Here is a 20,045-nt window from a genome sequence, read left to right on the forward strand (position 1 = left end):
GCTTGCCCGCGCCAGATCGCGGGCAAGCGCGCTCCTACACACCTGCGCTGTACGCTGCGACCACCGCATCACGCCCAATCTGGCTTATAATCGCGCGCTCTTGTAGTGCTGCCGGGCCGATCCTGCGGCCCGAAACCGGATCTTTCAATGTTACGAATCACCGAATTCAAACTGCCGCTGGACCACGCGGACGACGAACTGCGCCCCGCACTTCTGCAGCGCCTGGCCATCGGCAGCGACGAGCTCCTGGATTTCACCCTGTTCAAGCGCAGCTACGATGCGCGCAAGAAATCCACCGAACTGCAGTTCATTTACACCGTCGACTTCCAGGTGCGCGACGAAGCCGCCCTGCTCCAGCGCCTGAGCCACGACAAACACATCGGCCCGGCCCCGGACGTGAGTTACAAGGTAGTCGGCCACGCCCCAGCCGAACTGAGCGAGCGGCCGTTGGTTGTCGGCTTCGGCCCGTGCGGGATTTTCGCCGGCCTCTTGCTGGCGCAGATGGGTTTCAAGCCGATCATTCTGGAGCGCGGCACGGAAGTCCGTCAGCGCACCAAGGACACCTGGGGCCTATGGCGCAAGAACGTGCTCAACCCCGAATCCAACGTACAGTTCGGCGAGGGCGGCGCGGGGACGTTTTCCGACGGCAAGCTTTACAGCCAGATCAAAGACCCGAAATTCATCGGTCGCAAGGTCTTGCACGAGTTCGTCAAAGCCGGCGCGCCGGAAGAGATTCTCTACGTCAGCAAGCCGCACATTGGCACCTTCCGCCTGACCGGCGTCGTTGAAAACATGCGTCATCAGATCGAAGCGCTGGGCGGTGAAGTACGTTTCCAGCAACGCGTCACGGATGTGCTGATCGAAGACGGCCAGATGCAGGGCGTCCTGCTCGACAGCGGCGAGCGCATCGACTCTCGGCACGTGATTCTGGCGCTGGGCCACAGCGCCCGCGACACCTTCCGCATGCTCCACGGGCGCGGCGTGTTCATGGAGGCCAAACCGTTTTCGGTCGGCTTCCGCATCGAGCACCCCCAGGGCTTGATCGACCGCGCGCGACTGGGCAAGTACGCCGGTCACCCGAAGCTTGGCGCTGCCGACTACAAGCTGGTGCACCACGCCAAAAATGGCCGTTCGGTGTACAGCTTCTGCATGTGCCCCGGTGGCACCGTGGTGGCGGCGACCTCCGAGCCCAACCGCGTGGTGACCAACGGCATGAGCCAGTATTCGCGCAACGAGCGCAACGCCAACTCCGGCATCGTCGTGGGCTTCACCCCCGAGCAGGATTATCCGGGCAGCCCGCTGGCAGGCATCGAACTGCAGGAGCGTCTGGAGTCCCACGCTTACATCATGGGCGGCGAAACCTACGAAGCCCCGGCGCAACTGGTGGGCGATTTCATCGCGGGCAAAGCGTCGACGGCCCTGGGCGGCGTCGAGCCTTCCTACAAGCCGGGCGTCAAGCTGACCGACCTTGCCGACGCATTGCCCGCCTTCGCCATCGAAGCCATTCGTGAGGCGCTGCCCGCGTTCGAGAAGCAGATCAGAGGATTTTCGCAGCACGACGCGATCCTCACCGGCATTGAAACGCGCACCTCCTCGCCCCTGCGCATCACCCGTGGCGAAGACCTGCAAAGCTTGAACGTGAAAGGCCTGTTCCCGGCGGGCGAAGGCGCGGGTTATGCCGGCGGCATCCTGTCGGCCGGTGTCGATGGTATCCGCATCGCTGAAGCGCTGGCTCGCAGCATGTTGGGTATCGCCGAATAAGCCGCCGTCAGGCAAACCCCGCGCTGATATAGCGTGCTGAAATGCAAAACGCCCCGAATCATCGGGGCGTTTTCGCAAGCGGACTTTACATCCAGCTTCGGGCCATGCAGCGCGGTTTAGTGGCTGACGCGACTGGTGCCGTTGACGGTCATGATGCGAACACGCTCACCCACACGGAAGATCTCGTTTTCCTGAACTTCCTGCACGTAAGCGCGCATGGTGCCGTCGTCTTCGCGCACGGTGATCTCGACGCCCTGGGCACGGGTCAGGCCGCCTTCCGCCGCCGAACCCAGCAGACCACCGGCGACCGCACCGATCACGGCTGTCACGATGCTGCCGCGACCGCCACCAATGGCGCTGCCACCGACGCCACCGACGATCGCACCGGCACCTGCGCCGATCGGCGTTTTAGTGCCTTCGATCTTCACCGGACGCAGTGATTCGATCGTGCCCAGGCGTACGGTCTGCACCTGACGAGCTTCGTCGCGCGAGTACGAGTCGCCGGTGAGGCTTGAAGTACAGCCGCCCAGCGTCAGCGCCATGGCGGTGAACGAAGCAACCAACAGAACAGACTTGCGCATAACAGTTATCTCCAGAGGAACAGGTAGCCATTAGACTCTGCGACGCCAATCGATGTCACGGTCCTGTGCCGATAATTTACGTTTATTCAGGCGTGATACAGCAACCCGCCGACGTCTACTTCAGTGGACGACGGCGCCTGAAATTGATTCAAAGAAAAGTGTGACAGAGATCCTGTGGCTGATCAGAAGACCAGCGGTCAGGGCGCGAGACGCTCGCGCTGCCACTCATCATCAACCAGACGATAGTTCAGGCGGTCATGCAGACGGCTTGGACGGCCCTGCCAGAATTCGATGCGATCCGGCACCAGACGATAACCGCCCCAGTGATCGGGACACTCAGGCTGGGTGTCCATGAAACGCGCCTCGGTAGCCTTGAGCAACCCTTCGAGTTCTTCACGGTCGGCGATCACCCGGCTTTGCGGCGATGCCCAGGCGCCCAGGCGGCTGCCGAGGGGGCGTACCTGAAAATAAGCGTCGGATTCTTCGTGGCTGACCCTGGACACGCGGCCCTCGATGCGCACCTGACGTTCCAGCGAAGGCCAGAAAAAGGTCATGGCGGCGAAAGGCCGGGCGCTCAGCTGCTGGCCCTTGGCGCTCTCGTAGTTAGAAAAGAACGTGAAGCCCTGAGCGTCCAGGCCTTTGAGCAGCAAGACCCGGCAATGCGGACGACCGTCGGCGTCGACGGTTGCCAGCGTCATGGCGTTGGCCTCGACCGGCGCTTGCTCGGTTTCGACCGCTTCGTTGAACCAGCGATGGAACAGTGCGAAAGGTTCTTCCGGAGCCTGGGCTTCGGTCAACCCTTCGCGGGCATAGTTACGACGCATATCGGCCAGACGCTGGCTCATCACTGCCTTCCTTAATCGAGATCCGTGAACAGAATCCCGATGTTAACCTCAGTTGCTGGATTGAGCATCCGGGGCAGGCTTTTTGGCCGCAGCTTTTGCAGGCGCTGCCTTGGCTTTTACCGGCGCAGCTTTCTTCACCGGTGCTTTTTTGGCCGCAGGCGCTTTGGCGGCGGAAGCCTTCGTAGCAACGGCTTTCTTGGCCGGTGCAGCCGATTTGACAGGTGCAACAGCCTTGGTCGGCGCCGCAACGGGTGCAGGAGCCGGCGCGTTGGCCGTTTGCACAGCCAGCAGGGTTGGCGCAGGCGGCAAGTTGTATTTGGCCATCTGGGCAACCATGGTGTCTTGCGGCGTCAGGATGATTTCCACACGACGGTTGAGTGCGCGACCCGGCACGCTATCGCTGGCTGCACGCGGCATATCGGCGCCCATGCCACGCAGGCTCAGACGGTTACGCTGCAGGCCGCTGAGGCGGAAAATCGCCGCGACCGATTGTGCGCGCTGCTGGCTGATCTTGAGATCGGCATCGCTGGCGACATCGCTGTGGCCCAACACCAGAACGGCGGCGCGCGGGTCGACTTCAACGATCTTGGCCATGCGGCTGATCGGGCCGAGGTTGGTCGGCAGGAGCATTTCCGGACGTTTCGGGTTGAAGGTACTGTCGACCGGCGCAGTCACCACCAGGATGTCGTCGCGGCGCTCGAGCTGGAACTGGCTGTCCTTGATCGCTTCACGGACCTTCGGCTCGTTCAGATCAAGCCAGGCCTGGGTCACTTTCGGGTCCACTTTGGGAACGATCGGTGCGGCGTCTTTTTTGGCTTCCGTCGCGCCGAACGGCCACCACCACTTGTTGGCGTCGCCGGCCTGGGCAACGGCCGGAGCGGCAGCCGGTTGAGTGGCGGCGACCTCTGGTTTCTTCTCGGTCTCGCCGTGGTCAGAGCCAAACGGCCAGTACCAGCGCGTACCGGTTTCGGCCTGGGCTTTCGCCACTTGTGCAGCCGCCGGGCCTGGCGCTGGGGCTGGGGCTGCAGGAGCGGCATCGGCGCCTTTGCCTGAACCGAACGACCACCAGTGGTCATTGCTGGCCGACTGATCCTGAGGGGTTTGCGCACAGCCGGTGACGGCGAGGCAGATGGCGAATGCGAGGCTTTTGTTAGCTGACATGGGTGACCCACATGAATAATTGATCAGAAAATGAACGAAGCAGCGCTCATATAACACGCATAAAGACCGTTTTGGAAAAAGAAACCGCCCTACGGCTGCGTTATCCAGATTTAACTGACAGTCGGTAGAACAAGCACTTAACGGCGATAGTTATTGCAAACACTCACCCACCACTCGCACCAGACGCTGAGCGCGGGGATCCATCAACACGTAAGGACCGAGGGTGTTGGTGACAAACCCGAACGCCACATCGCGCTCGGGATCGGCGAAGCCAACCGAGCCACCTGCACCGGGATGGCCAAACGACTTGGCACCCAGCCCGAACGTCGCGTTAGGCACCGTGGGTTGATCGAGCATGCAGCCCAGACCGAAGCGGGTCTGGGTGAGCAGCGTCTTGTCCTGGCCGATGCTGTGTTCGCGGGTCAGTTCGTTGAGCAGGTCGCCGTCCAGCAGGCTGCCATCGAGCAAGCCGCTGTAAAAGCCGGCCAGACTGCGTGCGTTGCCATGGCCATTGGCGGCAGGTTGCTGCATGCGCCGCCATTCGGGCTTGTTGGTGCTGGTCATGATCGACGGCGGGTTGGTGAACGCCCGCGCCGTCATGGACGCAGGTTCGCGCATCGTGGTCTGCAACAGGCGCTGTGCGGCCTCATCACCGGTATTGCCCTTGCCTCTGGCAATGTGGGCGACGCGATGAAATTCTTCATCGGCCAGACCGACATGGAAATCCAGGCCCAACGGGCGCGAAATACGCGCGGCGATGGATTCACCCGGACCGCGCCCGTCGGCACGACGAATCATCTCGCCCACCAGCCAGCCGTAAGTGATGGCGGCATAACCGTGGCCCTGCCCCGGCGTCCACCAGGGCTCCTCCGCAGCCAATACGGTTGTCATGGCCTGCCAGTCGTAAAGCGCCTCGGCCGGCAATATTTCACGGATCGCCGGGAGCCCGGCCTGATGGCACAGCAACTGGCGCAGTGTGATGGACTGTTTGCCGTTGGCGGCGAACTCGGGCCAGAGACGCGCCACGGGCTCATCCAGCTTCAGCTTGCCCTCGCCCACCAACTGCAAGGCCGTGACCGCCGTAAACGGCTTGGTGCAGGAAAAGAGATTGGCGAGGGTGTCGCTATGCCAGACTTCGCTGCCATCCTTGTCTGCCGTGCCCGCCCACAGATCCACGACCGTCTCCCCGCCGACCTGCACGCACAGTGCAGCGCCGCGCTCCTGCGGATCGTCGAACAGCGCGGCGAACGCTTCGCGTACGGCTTCAAACTGAAGCTCGAAATGGCCTTGAATCTGCACGGTCTGGCTCTCCGGTCGGGCTGCAAAAATGGCGAACATTGTTCCAGCGATTGAACGCTTTGGGAACCGCCCGGTTAAGGGCGCTTGCCGATCACATCCACGACCTGTGCATTGGCCTTGCGCACCGCCTCGACGAAGCCCTGGTACGGCACGTCGGTGATGCCCACCAGCCCGAGATGGCCGTTTTCGCCATCCAGCAAACGGCCAGTGACAGGCTGGTCCAGGTACTGGAACCAGTGCACGCCGACAATGGAAGGCTCGGCCAGCGCGCTCTTCAGGAAGTTGGCATACGCCGGACCGCGATCTTCCTCGCGCGGCACTTCGAGTACCCCGCCCCAGAACGGCCCGCGATCGCGGGAGCCGAAGTGAAACTCGGTGACCAGCACAGGCTTGTCGAGCACGCGCAGTTTCGCGAAGTCCACGCCATCCTGGGGTTTGAGGGTGTAAAGGTTGAAGCTCAGCACGTCGCAAAACTTGGCGCAGGCTTCGACCGCCTCGGGGCTGGTGACGCCAAAGCGGCCGCCGAGCAGGAGATGGTTCGGCGCATGCCACTTGAGCGCGTCGGAAATGGTCTTGAAATAGGTCTCGGCGAACACGCGCTGGAAATACCTGAAGTCGTTTTCGATCTCCGGGTGCTCTGCGCTCGGCAGCGGCGGCTCGAAGCCCGGGTCTTCCATCAATTCCCATGCGGCGAGATGGATGCCCCACGCCTTGGAGAGCCCTTCCTCGTTGCGGTACTTGTCACGCAACTGCTTGAGAAACGCGCGCTTGGCCGGCACGTCGGTGGTCAGCTTCAGCGTGCCGTAGGCCAATGCGTAGCGATCCTTCGGATCGTTGCCCGGCGCCGCCCAGGCCAATTCGTTATCCGCGAAGTAACCGATCAGGTACGGATCATCGCGATGGTCGCGCGCAGCAATGGCGACGGCCCGCTCGGTGGCCATGGCGAAGCGCGGATCGAACGGATCAGGCATGCCGCCCCACCAATCCTGGCCGGTGCTGATGCTCACGTAATCACCCACGATGGACAGCGGCAACGTGTAGGGCACGTGTGCCTTTTTGCTGTTTTCGAGGTTTTGCAGCGCGGGCTCGCTCCAGTTGCCGACGGTGTTGAAACCCCACGCCTGCAACCGTTGCAGGGTGTGATCAACCCAGCGTTTGTGGTCCACGATCACCGGCTTGCATTCCATTGCAGGCGCAGACATGGCGGGCCTTTCGGGCTGCGGCGCTGGCTCGCTCTGCTCGGTCGCGCTGTCGCCAGTGGATGCGCTCGTGGCGGGTGTGGCGGCTGGGGTTTCGTCTTCGTCATCCGCCGGATCAACAGGCTTTGAGACTTCAACGCACTTCGGCACGCCGTATGTGCGCTGTAAATTCGCACCATAAAAATCGAACCAGCGGCCCTGATCGAACTGGCGGTTTCGGTTGGCGCCCGTCTCGCGGTTGTCGTCGCCCTTGCCGTAGAACGCGGCGAGCGGATCGTCGCTGCCGGGCAGGCCGGTGAACATGGCTTCGCGGCCTTCGACGTAAGTCTGGCTCTCGTCGGCGGAGATGGCATTTACGCCGAGGGAGTAGAACGGATGGCCTTCCGGCGTCACCAGATACCAGCGCTCGTCGCGCTTCTCGGTGCGGAAAAAACCCTTCGCTTCGAACGACGGGCCGCTGAGCAAGCCGCCATATTTGTCGTGGGCCGGACGGTCTTTCAGCCAGGTTTGCAGCTGCTGCTGCTCCTTGCCCGCCAGCGCCTTGAGCTGATCGTCGCTGGTGACCTTCTCCGGCCACTTGCCCCGGGTGAACTGACCGTAGCCGTCGACCAGGTTGCTGTAGGCCGCGGTTTGCAGCGCGTCGCCCTCTTGCACGCCGAATTTCTCGATCAGCACACTTTGGGCAACGTTGGGTTGAGACATCGACACGGTGACCGATGAAACTTCAGCGCTGTTCAGCTCACCATCGGTGCTGGCCAGCAACACGCGCTGCCCTTCGTACATCCACGGCATCGGTGGGCCGGCGCGCATGCCCTCGCTCAGCGGCGAACTGGCCTTGAGCGGCAGCACCAGGGTTTGCGCCGGGCCGGCCGGCAGGTCGATGCGGCTGGTGAGGATTTTGCCGTCGCGGCTTTCGATCTGCACGTACACCGTCAATGCCCAGTCCATCGCGCTTTGCAGGCGCAAGGTCATGGCGCTGTCGTGACTCCAGTCCCAGACGCCGGTCTGGGGGGTCAGTCGCAGGCTGGGTTTGGCGACCGGATTGAAAACGATCCGGCGCAGCACTTCGCCTTCGGCGGTCTGTTCGGCGTTGGCCTGGGGAAACCCGGCATCCTGGGTCGTGACCTTCACCACGTCGGCGGGCCGGACGAAATTGAACAGCGTTTGCTGCACGTCAGGCGCGGCGTGGGCCATGCCCGCGCACAGCGTGGCAAGTATGGCGGACAGTGAACGGCGAATCATGTGATCTGAAGCTCCTTGATCATCTGAGGTCCGGAGCACGGCAGGAATCGCGAGCACCCGGGCGGACCGAGTGTAAGACCCGGTCAACCGTGTTTCATTTGCAACACGGGGTCAGGAAATTTCGCGCCGGAATGGCGGCAGTGCGTTGAGGATGGCTTTGCCATAGCGCTGGGTCACGACCCGACGATCCAGCAGCGTGATGATGCCGCGGTCCTGTTCGGTACGCAGCAGACGACCGCAGGCCTGGATCAGGCGCAGCGAGGCGTCGGGAACGGCGATTTCCATGAACGGATTGCCGCCTCGCGCTTCGATCCACTCCGCCAGCGCGGCTTCGACCGGATCATCCGGTACGGCGAAGGGAATCTTGGCGATCACGACGTGCTCGCAGTAGGCGCCCGGAAGGTCGACCCCTTCAGCGAAGCTCGCCAGCCCGAACAGGACGCTTTCATCGCCACCGTCGACCCGCGCCTTGTGCTTGTTGAGGGTTTCCTGCTTGGACAGATTGCCCTGGATGAACACCCGCTTGCGCCAGTCACGCTCCAGCCCGTCGAACACTTCCTGCATCTGTTTGCGCGACGAGAACAGCACCAGCGTGCCTTTGGAGCCTTCAACCAGATTCGGCAGTTCACGGATGATGGCTGCCGTATGTTCGGCCGCGTTACGAGGGTCGGCTTTCAGGTCAGGCACGCGCAGCACGCCTGCGTCGGCATGGTGGAACGGACTCGGCACCACGGCGGTGACGGCGTCTTTCGGCAGCCCGGCACGCATGCGGAAACGGTCGAACTTGCCCAGCGCGGTCAGGGTGGCCGAGGTCACCAGCGCGCCGTAGGCGACGTTCCAGAGGTTGCGGCGCAACATTTCGGCCGCCAGGATCGGGCTGGCGTTGACCTCGATGTCGAACAGCGAGCCGCTGTCGGCCAGGGTCAGCCAGCGCGCCATGGGCGGGCTGTTTTCCGGGTCTTCGGCGGTGAAGGCGGTCCACAATTCCCAGTTGCCATGGGCGCGCGCCAGCAAGCTGCCAAACAGCGGATACCACTCTTCCGCCTGATGGCTGGCGATGCCGATGTTGACCTCGCCGTCCATGCCTTCCTTAAGCAGCTCGGTCAGGCGCGTGAACAGGTCGTCGAGCCGGGCAAAACCTTTTTTCAGCTCGATGCCCATCTCGCGCATGTGCTCGGGGACCACACCGCCGACGAAGCGATGGCGCGGACGCTCGCGGCCTTCCATGTCTTCGCCTTGCTTGAAGTCGGCCAGTTGTTCGCAGGCGGTGAACATGAACTGCTGCTGGGTCTTGATCTCGCGGGCCAGCTCGGGGACCTGCTCAATCAGCTTGCCCAAGTCGCCCGGCAGCGGGTGCTGGGCGAGCAACTTGGTGAGGTTCTTGGCGGTTTGCTCCAGCCAGTCAGCGGTGGAGCGCAGGCGACTGAAATGGGCGAAGTGGCCGATCGCCTTATCTGGCAGGTGATGACCTTCGTCGAAGACATACAGGGTGTCACGGGGATCGGGCAAGACCGCACCGCCGCCCAGTGCCAGGTCAGCCAGGACCATGTCGTGGTTGGTGACGATGACGTCGACTTTGCCCATACCCTCGCGGGCTTTATAGAAGGCGCACTGCTGGAAGTTCGGGCAATGGCGGTTGGTGCACTGGCTGTGATCGGTGGTCAGGCGCGCCCAGTCCTGGTCGGCCAGTTCCTGGGGCCAGCTGTCGCGGTCGCCGTCCCATTTGTTGCCGGCGAGCTTTTCGATCATGGTGGTGAAGAGCTTCTGGCTGGCCTCATCCACTTCGATCTTGAAGCCTTCTTCTTCGAACAGCTGGGCGGTCGCGCTCTGGGCGTCGCCTTCCTGCAGCAGCATGTCGAGCTTGGACAGGCACATGTAGCGGCCACGGCCCTTGGCCAGCGCGAACGAAAAGTTCAAGCCGCTGTTGCGCATCAGGTCGGGCAGGTCCTTGTAGACGATCTGCTCCTGCAGCGCGACGGTCGCGGTGGCGATGACCAGGCGTTTGCCGGCGGCCTTGGCGGTCGGAATGGCCGCGATGGCGTAGGCCACGGTTTTGCCGGTGCCGGTCCCCGCCTCGACCGCTACCACGGCGGGATCACCCGAACGGCGGCCTTCTTCGTCGGTGTCGACGTCGCCCAGTACCTTCGCCACTTCAGCGATCATCAGGCGCTGGCCGTAACGAGGCTTGAGGCTCTTGGCTTCGAGGAAACGCGAGTAGGCGCCCTGAATCTGGGATTTGAGTTCGGTGCTGATCATGGGCTGGGTCGTTGGCTCGGCGTCACGGGTGCTGAATGAAAACACGAAAACCGCTGGATATATCTTCAGTAGTCGCAGCGGGCGGCTATCATACCGCGCTAATTCTTTCTGCGCAGATCGGAGTTCTCGATGTCACCTGTAGCCTTTGTCTACGCCTTGCATGTGTTGGCAGCGATTGTGTGGGTAGGAGGGATGTTTTTCGCCTGGATGATTCTTCGACCGGCGGTCATCGCCGCCCTGGAGGGCCCGGCGCGGCTGAAGCTGTGGCTGCAGGTACTGCCGCGTTTCTTCGTGTGGGTCTGGTGCGCGGTGATCATGCTGCCGGTGACCGGAATCGGCATGATCAACGTCAACTTCAGCGGCTTTCAGACCGCGCCCCGCTATGTGCAGGTGATGATGGGTCTGTACGTGGTGATGGTGGCGTTGTTTCTGCGCGTTTCGACGCTGAACCTGCCGCAGTTGCGCAAGGCGGTACTTGCCGAGCAATGGGCGGAGGGCGCGGCCGCGATGGGGGGAATTCGGCGTCTGGTGGGGATCAATCTGATGATCGGGGTGGCTGTTGTGGCGATCGCTGCCATCAGGCCAATGTTCTAAGCCCGGTTTTTGATCTGTAAAAACGCGCCTGCTGCGTAGGGTATTCAGGCATCCCTGGCAGGCGCGCTTCTACAACAGATCGGTGCTTATAAATTGCGGACCACGATAGCGCCCGTTGGCCCTGCTGCACCGGACTGGCCCTTGTCGCCGTTCTTGCCAGACTTGGCGCCGTCAGCGCGATAGACCACGCAGCCTTTGGACGCGCCGCCTTTGCCGCCGCGACCGCCGTCGCCACCGATACCACCGGCGCCGCCCTGTACGTTGATCTTGATGCGCTCATTGCCGAAAGTCGCCGGGAGCTCAAGACGAACGAGCGCACCCGGCGCGCCATCACGGCCGTTGCCGCCATTGTCGCCGTCAATCCCGCGACTGGCAGAACCCCAGGTGCAGCCCGGATCGATGCCGTTGCCGCCGTCGAGGCCGACGTAACCGGGCGAGCCTGCGCCGCCGCGGGCGTCGACAAAGAGTTGGTCAGCGTTGAGCTGTTCGATCCGCAGGTTGAGGTTGCGGCCTGGGGTGGGCGGTTTCTCGAAGGTGCCCGGGGCGCCCCGCGCGGTGATTTCGGCGCCGCTGCCGAGGTCGCCCTGTTTGACTTGCAGGCTGAACGGCTCGACGCTCGGGACGATGGCGATGCGTGATTCGTGGCCCATGATGAGTTGGCCGACTTTGACTTCAGTGAGCCCGGCCGGGATCAGCAGGGTGCCGTAGTCGGCGACTTCGAGTCGGTCCAGTTGCAATACGCTGGTTTTGGAGGGCAGGCGCATGAGCGAGTGGGTTTCGACGGAAATGGTCTGGGCCATGATCCAGGGGCTGGTCAGGGCGGACAGCAGGCCTGCCGTCATCAGCATCGCATTACGCATGGTGTACCTCCGCCTGTGGGCGTTTGAATGTGTTCAGGTGGAATAGGCCGAAGAGCAGAATCTGGAGGCGATCGCGCCAGGGATGGGGGCGGCCGCGCAAGCTGGCGTTGTAGCTGATCAGTTCGATGATGTGGGTGAGCAACAGCAGGCCGCCTGCCAGTTTGAACATCAGGCCGAAGGGGTGCGGCATGGCGATGGTCAGGCTGGTGATTATCAGTAGCCAGAATGCTGTTGTCAGTACTTTCCCTGTTCCCCAAATCACACTCATGTGGTGCCTCTGCTGTTTTTAATTTTTTGTACGGTGAAAACGGTTTGCGCACAGTACGGTGAGGCGGGGGACTATGCCAGAGGCAGGTTTCAAAAGTTGGCTGCGGCCAAGAAAAAGCTCTGCCTAACGGCAGATCGTTTCGCCTTCGGCGAGTTACTTGGAAAAGTCGAAAGTCGCACCATCCCCAAGTAACCAAGGGTGCCTGCTCCTGGTTGGGTTCCTCCTTCGTCGGAATACCTTCACTCCGGTCTCGCTCCGTGGGCCCGCGCCGAACGGACATCCATGTCCTGACGGCGCTCTCGCCGCATCCATGCGGCTCGGCCCACTGCGCGAGACCTGCGTTCAGCCTGCACCCAAGTCGCGTTTTGCGGTGTCTGGGCTTTTTGCGTATGGAGATCTAAAGCAACGGCAACGACAACGGCAACGGCTTCCCGGCTGAAGCCGGTCCCACTGACTGCACCTGGCTGTTGCTGACTGATGCATGGCTCTGTAGGAGCCGGCTTGCTGGCGAATGCATCCGAGCAGACACCACAGCAGTGAATGCTTAACCGCGTTCGCCAGCAAGCCGGCTCCTACAGGTTCTGTGGCGTGTCAGCTGCCTTGGCGATGGCGTTCCAATTCCTGACAATAAAAAAAGCCCCGGCTTTCAAACCGGGGCTTCCTTTAACGCTTCAACCTTGTCTCAACGGTTGATTTTGATCTCGACGCGGCGGTTCAGGGCTCGGCCGTCGGCGGTTTTGTTGTCGGCCACCGGGCGGGCTTCGCCGTCACCTTCGACGGACGCGAACGAGGCACGCGGGATGCCGGCGCTGACGAGGTAGTCGGTCACCGATTGCGCACGTTTTTGCGACAGTTTCTGGTTGTAGGCATCGCTGCCCACGCTGTCGGTGTGGCCGCTGACGTGAAGTTGCACGTTCGGGGCTTCGGTTTTGAGTTTGGTCGCGACCATGTCCAGTTGCTGCTTGTCGCCCGGGGTCAGCGTGGCCTTGTTGAACTCGAAGTGCACGTCACGGATGGTGATGATCTCTTCTTTCGGCAGCACTGCCGGCGCGGCCATCGGTTCAGGGGCCGGTGTCACGATCGGGCAACCGGTCGCATCGACCGGAGTGCCTTTCGGCGTGTCCGGGCATTTGTCCTTGCTGTTAAGGACGCCGTCGCCGTCATCATCGCCATCCCCATGGGTCCAGCAATACGCGCCGGCCATGACGCCCACCGCAGCACCGAAGCCTGCCGCCACCGACGCGGTCTGGAAGGCGCCGATCGCTGCGCCACTCAGCGCACCACCGGCCGCACACAGAGGCCAGTCGGTCTTTTGCAAGCCCGCACAACCCGTCAATACACTGGTAACCAAAATCAGAGGTAACGCTGTCCGAATCATGCTCATACAGTTCTTCTCCTTTGGAATCGGCTAAAACCGACTGAAGTGCAGTAAAGACGCGTGTGGGGCCGTTCGCCACCCTGATTTCAGGGGTTTACGGGATTTCACCGCACAATTCGGACTCTTCTGTGGGGAATAGCCTTTTGCCTTCACTCCGTACGTTTTGTCATAGCGCCCAATGAAAAAGTTCAAGCACTAGGCCATCGGAGTTCAGCACGCTACCCTTGCCCGCCTGACCGAGGAACTACAATGACCGACCGCTTCTCCAGCCGCACGCCGCAACAGGCCCTCGCCGCCCTGTTGGACCTTTATGCGCCGAAGCGTTTGCTGCTGATTGGCGCCGAGGGCTTTCCGGCGTTGCAGGCTTTTTGCGAAGCGCATCCGCAGACCCAACTGGCCCAGGCCGCGCCGGGACCTTTGCCTGCCGATCTGGCCGGACAGCGCTTCGATCTGGCGTTGGTGGTGGACTGCCTTGAACACATGCCCAAGCGTGCGGGGCTGGAGTTGCTGGGCGGTATCCGCAACCTCAATGCCAGCCGGATCGCCGTGCTCGCGGATCTCGATGCCTGCGGCTGGCAATCCACCGATTTCTACTCGCTGGCACTGCAGGCCAGCGAACGGTTTTCCCGGGATGAACAAGTGCTCACGCTGTTCACCTACGATTTGCGCGAGTACAAACAGGTGCCGGACTGGCTGAACGCGAGGTTCTGGGCCAATCCGGAGAATTACGGCAAGTACTGGTGGTGAGAAACGCATTATGAGCAGCGCAACATGCCCTTGCGGCAGCGGTAATCTTCTCGACGGTTGCTGCGGTCGCTATCACGCCGGTCAACCCGCGCCCTGCGCCGAAGCGCTGATGCGTTCGCGCTACAGCGCTTATGTCTTGGGGCTGGTGGATTACTTGCTGGACACCACATTGCCGGCGCAGAAGGCCGGGCTGGATCGTGATGCGATCAGCCAATGGAGCGCCCAGAGCACCTGGCTGGGTCTGGAAGTCGAAGGCACCGAGTTGATCGGCGGTCAGCCTGAACACGCATTTGTGACCTTCACCGCCCGCTGGCACGACGCCGATGGCGAGCACCGTCATCGCGAGCGCTCGGCGTTTGTGCAGCATGATGGACGCTGGTATTTCATCGACCCGACGGTGTCGCTCAAAGCCGGTCGTAACGACGCCTGCCCCTGTGGCAGCCAGCAGAAATTCAAGAAGTGCTGTTCGGCTTATCTCACCTGACCTTCTAAGCGGCGACGCGAGTCACCACTCAGGGACAGGCAGTCCTCAGGCCAGTCTGATGTGGGAAACGTCCGGCACCAGCGCGTGCTCAACCGGTTTGTCCTGACCCAGATCAGCGCCAGCCGGTGCCAAGCTCAGGCCAGACAAATCGAGCTGCGGCGCACGTGCCGGCATTCTAGGATCCTGCACGTCCTGGCCCGGTTCCGAGAGGGTGAAGTCAGGCGCATCGACGTCCACAAACGCTGCCATGTAGACGTCGCGCGGTTTGACGCTGGCTTTGCGGGTCGGCGTGGTGTCGTTGCGCGGCGCGGCCAGACTTGAAGGCTTGCGCGTCCAGGTCGGCTCGTCCGGCGGCGGCGCCAGTTCAACCTCCTCCACTTCAACCACACCCGACGCCTCCACGACCGGCGCCTCAACGACGTGCACCATGGGCACAACCTGGGCCAGGGCCCCGGCGCGTTCGAGGGTCGAACGGTACTTTTCGGCGGCCGCCTCATCGAGGTTGTTTTTCAGCACCAGCCGACGACCGGAGAACAGCAACGCGATGCGCTGAGCGTCCGCCTGAAACAGCTTTGTCAGGTTGGCCTTGACCAGATCCGGCTGCGCGCCGGGCACCAGTTGGCCGGAAAATACAATTTCGTAGAGCTTCATGGTCAATACTCCTTCGACACATGGCGCGAGTATGGCGCAGGCTGTAGAGAACGGCGAGTCACGTGAAGTGGCGGTCAGACCGGGCCTATCAGACCGGACATAAGGGAGCGACCCATGATGTTTGCAGCACACGTCCTCAGAATCGCAGGCCTCTTCGCGCTCCTGGCGCTGTCGGGCTGCTCGACCTGGATAACCGGCGGCTTTGAAGACCCCGACGTCAAGCTGCTGAAGGTCGAGGTGGTCAAGGCCAAGTTGCTGCGTCAGGACTTCAAGCTGCGCTTTCGGGTCGACAACCCCAACGACTCCAGCCTGCTGGTCCGTGGTTTGCGCTACAAGATTCTGCTCAATGACATGTTGCTCAGCGAAGGCGTCTACAGCGACTGGTTCATCGTCAAAGCCAACAGCCACAAAAACTTTTCCGTACCGATCCGCACCAATCTGTGGGAGCACCTCAAGGACATCTCCAAGGTGCTGGGCAAAGCCAATCAGCCGGTGCATTACCGGTTGGAAGGCAAGCTCAAGACCGGATTTTTATTCGGACACAGCGTGCGCATCGGGCGCAATGGCGACATAATCCCCGGCGATTTGATTCCGGAGTAACCCCATGAACCAGCAAGCCCACGTGCACGGTCCTGATTGTGACCACGATCACGACCATCACGATCAACATCATGACCACGGCCACGTGCACGGCCCGCATTGCGGCCACGCGCCTCAAGAACCCGTACGCAATACGCTCAAGGACGTTGGTCGCAACGATCCTTGCCCTTGCGGCAGCAAGAAAAAATTCAAGAAATGCCACGGCGCATAATCGCCCGAGCACGTTCTACGGCCTGAACCTTCAGGCCGTTTTCATTTGTGCGAGGGACGTTTGAAGGCGTAAAACAGGTGCAGCCTTAATGGCAGTCGTGATGACTTCACCTGGAGCGCGCAATGATCGATCTGCACTACTGGACCACCCCCAATGGCCACAAAGTCTCGATTTTCCTCGAAGAAGCGGGCCTGCCGTACAAAATTTTCCCGGTCAATATCGGCGCGAACGAGCAGTTTGAATCCGATTTTCTGAAGATTTCCCCCAACAACAAGATTCCAGCCATCGTCGACCACGAGCCTGCTGACGGCGGCGAACCGCTGAGCCTGTTCGAGTCCGGCGCGATCCTGCTGTACCTGGCCGAGAAAACCGGCCGGTTCATTGCAACCGATCTGCGCGGCCGCCAGGAAACCCTGCAGTGGCTGTTCTGGCAGATGGGTGGCCTGGGCCCGATGGCCGGTCAGAATCACCATTTCAATCGGTTCGCCAAAGAGAAGATTCCCTACGCGATCAAGCGCTACGTCGACGAAACCGCGCGCTTGTACGGCGTGTTGAACGAGCGCCTGGCCGATCGCACCTTTGTTGCGGGCGAGGAATACGGCATCGCAGACATGGCGATCTACCCCTGGATCGTGCCGCATACGTTCCAGCAGCAGAACCTGGATGACTTCCCGCACTTGAAGCGCTGGTTTGACGCCGTGGCCAATAGGGATGCGGTGAAGCGGGCCTATGCGCTAGCCGACAAGATCAATCCGCCCAAGCCGTAATCAACGTGGGTGTCCGACGTGCAGACACACCCGGTAGGAGCCGGCTTGCTGGCGAACCGCCTGGGTCAGCTGCCATCGACGAGCCTAACGCAGCAACTTCGCCAGCCAGCCAGCTCCTGCGGACTGATAGTGTTCAGGGAGCTGCGCTGATATTCCCTCCGGGAAGCCCCGAAAATAAACTCCCTCCCCCGTCTTGCGTGGCGCTCGCCTGCTCTCTAACGTAGCGCCTTTTCTACGCACACCCCCGCAGGAGCTTCATCATGGCCTCGCCAGCCCTTTCGACGTTGAAAACGCGCATGAGCGTGGCCGCTGCCATGATCGGACTCTTGAGCCTGGCCGGTTGCCAGCTGGGCGGTGAAGACCGCGACAGCCTGCCGCCTGCCAGCGGGGTGTTTGCCATTAAAGGGCTGGCGCAGAACGTCTCGATTCGCCGCAACAATCTGGGCATGCCACTGATTGAAAGCAGCACGTTCCATGACGCACTGTTCACCCTCGGTTACGTTCACGCGACCGACCGCATCACGCAAATGATGCAAATGCGCTTGCTCGCCCAGGGCCGGCTGTCGGAAATCGCAGGGCCGGGCGCTCTCGATCTCGACCGTATGATGCGCGCCGCCAACCTCAAACAGACCGCCGGCCAGCTGTATGCGGCCTCATCGCCGCGCCTGAAACGCTTCTTCGAGGTATACGCGCGCGGCGTCAACGCTTACCTGTTCCGCTACCGCGACAAGCTGCCGGCCGATCTCGCCGATTCGGGTTACAAGCCTGAATACTGGAAGCCTGAAGACTCGGCGCTGATCTTTAGCCTGCTCAACTTCAGCCTGTCAGTGAACCTGCAGGAGGAGATTTCCTCGCTGGTGCTGGCGCAGAAAGTCGGGGCGGACAAACTGGGTTGGCTGCTGCCGACCTATCCCGACGAAGAGCTGCCCTTTGCTGAAGCCGACAAGCTCAAAGGCTTGAATCTGGGCAGCCAGCTGCCGGGCCTGAGCGATCTGGACAAAGCGGCGTTGCAGCTTTCCGACCTCAACCTGCTGGGCGTTTCGGCGTCGAACAACTGGGTGATCTCACCGCAACGCGCGCGCGCCGGCAAGAGCCTGCTGGCCACCGACAGCCAACTGGCGCCGACCCTGCCGTCGATGTGGAATTTCGTGCAGATCCGCTCGCCGAAATACCAGGCCGCGGGGGCGACCGTTGCGGGCTTGCCGCTGATCTTGTCCGGTTTCAACGGCAAATTGGCCTGGGGCATGGGCCCGGCAATGGGCGACAACCAGGACCTGTTCCTGGAAAAGCTCAAGCGCGAAAACAACCGCCTGATGGTCATGGCCGACGGCAAATGGATCGCGGCAGGCGCCCATGAGGAAACCTACTTCGTCAAAGGCCAGAGCCCGGTGCGCGAGCCTGCCTACGAAACCCGTCATGGCCCGTTGCTCAACGCAAGTTCTGCGCAACTGGCCAGCGGCCTGGGCATTGCCCTGCAGACGCCGGACGCCAGGGACGACAAAACCCTCGACGCCCTCTTCGATCTGACCCGCGCGCCAAACGTGCAGCGGGCCTTCGACACCACCCGGGAAATCCGCGCCATCACCCTGAACATGGTGTTCGCCGATGCCTCGAACACCGGCTGGCAAGTGACCGGCAAATACCCGAACCGCCGCGACGGGCTCGGCCTGATTCCTTCGCCGGGCTGGGACGGCCGGTTCGACTGGGACGGCTACGCTGACGCGATGCTGCATCCTTACGATCAGGATTCGCAGCAAGGCTGGATTGCCACCGCCAACCAGCGCACCGTGCCGAAAGGTTATGGCATGCAGCTGTCCAATTCGTGGGACTACCCGGAGCGTGCCGAACGCATCGCCGAACTGGCCAACACCGGCAAGCAGGACACCCGCAGCACCGTCGCCATGCAATACGACCAGACCACGACCTTCGCCGCCAAACTGAAGAAAATGTTCTCCGCGCCGGGCATGTCTGCGCCGCTCAAGCAAGCCATTGACGCCCTGCCCGCGCCAGACCGCGACAAGGCACGCGAAGCCTTGGGCCGCCTGATGGCGTTCGACGGCCGACTGTCGCCGGGTTCGGCTGATGCGGCGATTTACGAACTGTTCCTGCAAGAAAGCGCCCGCCAGACCTTCCTCGACGAACTCGGCCCGGAAACCAGCCCAGCTTGGAAAGCGCTGGTGCAAAGCGCGGACCTGTCCTACTCGCCCCAAGCCGATCACTTGCTGGGCCGCGAAGACAGTCCGTATTGGGACGACGTGAAAACCCCGCAGAAAGAAGACAAACCCGCCATCCTCGCCCGCAGCCTGGCCGCTGCAATCAGCGTCGGCGAAACCCAGTTGGGCGCCGATCACAAGGCCTGGCAATGGGGCAAGTTGCACCAGACCACCTGGACCGCCCAGAGCGCCCAACTTACCGCCGCGCTGGGCGGCAACAAGGCGAGCGTGCTCAAAGGCCCGATCGCCACCGGCGGTGACCACACTACGCTCAATGCGTCGGGCTTCCACTGGGGCCAGGACTTCAACGCCGCCGTCGTCCCGGCCATGCGCATCATCGTCGACTTCGCCCAACAAGAACCGATGATGGCGCAAAACGCCGCCGGCCAATCCGGCAACCCCGCCAGCCCGTACAACGCCAACGGCATCGACCCCTGGATGAAAGGCCTGTACATGTCCGTGCCAATGCAACCGGAAAACTTTGAAAAAGCCTACGGCAAGCAGCGCCTGACACTGACGCCCGGGAAGTAATGGTCGAGCCATCCATGATGACGCGGAGCGTCGCGGGATGCATTCCCACGCAGAGCGTGGGAACGATCAGGTGGTTGATGCCTGGGAAGAAGTGGCGCCTGAAATGGCCTCTTCCCGGCTGAAGCCGGTCCCACTAAAAGCGATGCGCGCATCCAAGATTGATGGCGTCCAAACCGGCCCCTTCCTGGCTGAAGCCGGTCCCACTAAATAGCACACCGCGTACCCTCAGTGGGACCGGCTTTAGCCGGGAAGCTTTTGATCTGCTTGGACGCGCTTTTGATCTTCATACGCAAAAGGCTCAAACACCACAAATCGCGACTTGGGTGCAGGCTGAACGCAGGTCTCGCGCAGTGGGCCGAGCCGCATGGATGCGGCGAGAGCGCCGTCAGGACATGGA

Annotated in this window: 18 protein-coding genes; 8 read left to right on the forward strand and 10 right to left on the reverse strand. The window is 62.0% G+C overall.

Annotation, left to right across the window (positions count from 1 at the left end; genetic code table 11):
* Window positions 1-147 precede the first annotated feature (147 nt).
* A complete protein-coding gene (locus ACQKEN_RS24590) occupies window positions 148-1,761 on the forward strand; it encodes an NAD(P)/FAD-dependent oxidoreductase (protein WP_427689394.1) in 1,614 nt (537 codons plus the stop codon).
* A 116-nt stretch (window positions 1,762-1,877) separates the two neighbouring features.
* Here the strand turns inward: ACQKEN_RS24590 and ACQKEN_RS24595 are convergent, their stop codons facing one another.
* The 6 genes from ACQKEN_RS24595 to dinG all read right to left on the reverse strand — a co-directional run bounded on the left by ACQKEN_RS24595 (window position 1,878) and on the right by dinG (window position 10,344).
* Window positions 1,878-2,342, reverse strand: a complete 465-nt coding sequence (locus tag ACQKEN_RS24595) for a glycine zipper 2TM domain-containing protein (protein WP_037012225.1) — start codon at window positions 2,340-2,342, stop codon at window positions 1,878-1,880.
* A 197-nt stretch (window positions 2,343-2,539) separates the two neighbouring features.
* Window positions 2,540-3,187, reverse strand: a complete 648-nt coding sequence (gene pdxH / locus ACQKEN_RS24600) for a pyridoxamine 5'-phosphate oxidase (RefSeq protein ID WP_427689395.1) — start codon at window positions 3,185-3,187, stop codon at window positions 2,540-2,542.
* Between the two features lie 48 nt (window positions 3,188-3,235).
* Window positions 3,236-4,348: an OmpA family protein gene (locus tag ACQKEN_RS24605; RefSeq protein WP_427689396.1), complete on the reverse strand. Its 1,113-nt coding sequence runs from the start codon at window positions 4,346-4,348 to the stop codon at window positions 3,236-3,238.
* A 150-nt stretch (window positions 4,349-4,498) separates the two neighbouring features.
* Window positions 4,499-5,647: a serine hydrolase domain-containing protein gene (locus ACQKEN_RS24610; RefSeq protein ID WP_427689397.1), complete on the reverse strand. Its 1,149-nt coding sequence runs from the start codon at window positions 5,645-5,647 to the stop codon at window positions 4,499-4,501.
* Window positions 5,648-5,721: 74 nt separating this feature from the next.
* Complete coding sequence (locus ACQKEN_RS24615) at window positions 5,722-8,088, reverse strand: beta-agarase (protein WP_427689398.1); 2,367 nt, start codon at window positions 8,086-8,088, stop codon at window positions 5,722-5,724.
* 111 nt (window positions 8,089-8,199) lie between these two features.
* Window positions 8,200-10,344, reverse strand: a complete 2,145-nt coding sequence (gene dinG / locus ACQKEN_RS24620) for an ATP-dependent DNA helicase DinG (protein ID WP_427689399.1) — start codon at window positions 10,342-10,344, stop codon at window positions 8,200-8,202.
* Window positions 10,345-10,473: 129 nt separating this feature from the next.
* On the opposite strand from dinG, the gene ACQKEN_RS24625 reads away from it, so the two are divergent.
* Entirely contained in the window at window positions 10,474-10,938 is a 465-nt protein-coding gene (locus tag ACQKEN_RS24625) for a CopD family protein (RefSeq protein ID WP_427689400.1), read from the forward strand.
* 86 nt (window positions 10,939-11,024) lie between these two features.
* On the opposite strand, the gene ACQKEN_RS24630 is transcribed toward ACQKEN_RS24625, so the two are convergent.
* The 3 genes from ACQKEN_RS24630 to ACQKEN_RS24640 all read right to left on the reverse strand — a co-directional run bounded on the left by ACQKEN_RS24630 (window position 11,025) and on the right by ACQKEN_RS24640 (window position 13,450).
* Complete coding sequence (locus ACQKEN_RS24630; RefSeq protein WP_427689401.1) at window positions 11,025-11,798, reverse strand: collagen-like protein; 774 nt, start codon at window positions 11,796-11,798, stop codon at window positions 11,025-11,027.
* Window positions 11,791-12,066 carry a DUF1145 domain-containing protein gene (locus ACQKEN_RS24635; RefSeq protein WP_133777091.1) on the reverse strand — a complete coding sequence of 92 codons (276 nt, stop codon included), beginning with the start codon at window positions 12,064-12,066 and terminating at the stop codon, window positions 11,791-11,793. The genes ACQKEN_RS24630 and ACQKEN_RS24635 overlap by 8 nt, the downstream gene beginning before the upstream one ends.
* Window positions 12,067-12,748: 682 nt before the next feature.
* Complete coding sequence (locus ACQKEN_RS24640) at window positions 12,749-13,450, reverse strand: OmpA family protein (RefSeq protein ID WP_427689402.1); 702 nt, start codon at window positions 13,448-13,450, stop codon at window positions 12,749-12,751.
* Window positions 13,451-13,693: 243 nt separating this feature from the next.
* On the opposite strand from ACQKEN_RS24640, the gene ACQKEN_RS24645 reads away from it, so the two are divergent.
* Window positions 13,694-14,191 (forward strand): DUF6231 family protein, encoded by a 498-nt coding sequence (locus ACQKEN_RS24645; protein WP_427689403.1) that lies wholly within the window; start codon window positions 13,694-13,696, stop codon window positions 14,189-14,191.
* 10 nt (window positions 14,192-14,201) lie between these two features.
* Window positions 14,202-14,675, forward strand: a complete 474-nt coding sequence (locus ACQKEN_RS24650) for a YchJ family protein (protein WP_427689404.1) — start codon at window positions 14,202-14,204, stop codon at window positions 14,673-14,675.
* A gap of 45 nt (window positions 14,676-14,720) precedes the next feature.
* Here ACQKEN_RS24650 and ACQKEN_RS24655 read toward each other — a convergent pair whose 3' ends face one another.
* Window positions 14,721-15,326 carry a hypothetical protein gene (locus tag ACQKEN_RS24655; RefSeq protein WP_427689405.1) on the reverse strand — a complete coding sequence of 202 codons (606 nt, stop codon included), beginning with the start codon at window positions 15,324-15,326 and terminating at the stop codon, window positions 14,721-14,723.
* Window positions 15,327-15,440: 114 nt separating this feature from the next.
* Here ACQKEN_RS24655 and ACQKEN_RS24660 point away from each other — a divergent pair, with 114 nt between their 5' ends.
* The 4 genes from ACQKEN_RS24660 to ACQKEN_RS24675 all read left to right on the forward strand — a co-directional run bounded on the left by ACQKEN_RS24660 (window position 15,441) and on the right by ACQKEN_RS24675 (window position 19,648).
* Complete coding sequence (locus tag ACQKEN_RS24660; protein WP_065992587.1) at window positions 15,441-15,926, forward strand: LEA type 2 family protein; 486 nt, start codon at window positions 15,441-15,443, stop codon at window positions 15,924-15,926.
* 4 nt (window positions 15,927-15,930) lie between these two features.
* The gene (locus ACQKEN_RS24665; protein WP_427689406.1) at window positions 15,931-16,137 is read left to right on the forward strand and encodes an SEC-C metal-binding domain-containing protein; all 207 of its coding nucleotides are present in this window, start codon (window positions 15,931-15,933) and stop codon (window positions 16,135-16,137) included.
* Between the two features lie 122 nt (window positions 16,138-16,259).
* Entirely contained in the window at window positions 16,260-16,904 is a 645-nt protein-coding gene (locus ACQKEN_RS24670; protein ID WP_427689407.1) for a glutathione binding-like protein, read from the forward strand.
* A gap of 260 nt (window positions 16,905-17,164) precedes the next feature.
* A complete protein-coding gene (locus ACQKEN_RS24675; RefSeq protein ID WP_427689408.1) occupies window positions 17,165-19,648 on the forward strand; it encodes a penicillin acylase family protein in 2,484 nt (827 codons plus the stop codon).
* Window positions 19,649-20,045 lie beyond the last annotated feature (397 nt).

Origin of the sequence: Pseudomonas sp. NPDC078416 (genome assembly GCF_050268485.1) — a bacterium.
Lineage (GTDB): Bacteria > Pseudomonadota > Gammaproteobacteria > Pseudomonadales > Pseudomonadaceae > Aquipseudomonas.

What these genes read in the sequence shown, in the direction of transcription:
- ACQKEN_RS24650 (WP_427689404.1), top strand. Translation starts at nt 14,202, where the DNA reads ATGAGCAGCGCAACATGCCCTTGCGGCAGCGGTAATCTTCTCGACGGT.
- ACQKEN_RS24675 (WP_427689408.1), top strand. Translation starts at nt 17,165, where the DNA reads ATGGCCTCGCCAGCCCTTTCGACGTTGAAAACGCGCATGAGCGTGGCC.
- ACQKEN_RS24625 (WP_427689400.1), top strand. Translation starts at nt 10,474, where the DNA reads ATGTCACCTGTAGCCTTTGTCTACGCCTTGCATGTGTTGGCAGCGATT.
- ACQKEN_RS24615 (WP_427689398.1), bottom strand. Translation starts at nt 8,088, where the DNA reads ATGATTCGCCGTTCACTGTCCGCCATACTTGCCACGCTGTGCGCGGGC.
- ACQKEN_RS24640 (WP_427689402.1), bottom strand. Translation starts at nt 13,450, where the DNA reads ATGAGCATGATTCGGACAGCGTTACCTCTGATTTTGGTTACCAGTGTA.
- ACQKEN_RS24660 (WP_065992587.1), top strand. Translation starts at nt 15,441, where the DNA reads ATGATGTTTGCAGCACACGTCCTCAGAATCGCAGGCCTCTTCGCGCTC.
- ACQKEN_RS24590 (WP_427689394.1), top strand. Translation starts at nt 148, where the DNA reads ATGTTACGAATCACCGAATTCAAACTGCCGCTGGACCACGCGGACGAC.
- ACQKEN_RS24655 (WP_427689405.1), bottom strand. Translation starts at nt 15,326, where the DNA reads ATGAAGCTCTACGAAATTGTATTTTCCGGCCAACTGGTGCCCGGCGCG.
- ACQKEN_RS24645 (WP_427689403.1), top strand. Translation starts at nt 13,694, where the DNA reads ATGACCGACCGCTTCTCCAGCCGCACGCCGCAACAGGCCCTCGCCGCC.
- ACQKEN_RS24630 (WP_427689401.1), bottom strand. Translation starts at nt 11,798, where the DNA reads ATGCGTAATGCGATGCTGATGACGGCAGGCCTGCTGTCCGCCCTGACC.
- ACQKEN_RS24595 (WP_037012225.1), bottom strand. Translation starts at nt 2,342, where the DNA reads ATGCGCAAGTCTGTTCTGTTGGTTGCTTCGTTCACCGCCATGGCGCTG.
- pdxH (WP_427689395.1), bottom strand. Translation starts at nt 3,187, where the DNA reads ATGAGCCAGCGTCTGGCCGATATGCGTCGTAACTATGCCCGCGAAGGG.
- ACQKEN_RS24665 (WP_427689406.1), top strand. Translation starts at nt 15,931, where the DNA reads ATGAACCAGCAAGCCCACGTGCACGGTCCTGATTGTGACCACGATCAC.
- ACQKEN_RS24605 (WP_427689396.1), bottom strand. Translation starts at nt 4,348, where the DNA reads ATGTCAGCTAACAAAAGCCTCGCATTCGCCATCTGCCTCGCCGTCACC.
- ACQKEN_RS24670 (WP_427689407.1), top strand. Translation starts at nt 16,260, where the DNA reads ATGATCGATCTGCACTACTGGACCACCCCCAATGGCCACAAAGTCTCG.
- dinG (WP_427689399.1), bottom strand. Translation starts at nt 10,344, where the DNA reads ATGATCAGCACCGAACTCAAATCCCAGATTCAGGGCGCCTACTCGCGT.
- ACQKEN_RS24635 (WP_133777091.1), bottom strand. Translation starts at nt 12,066, where the DNA reads ATGAGTGTGATTTGGGGAACAGGGAAAGTACTGACAACAGCATTCTGG.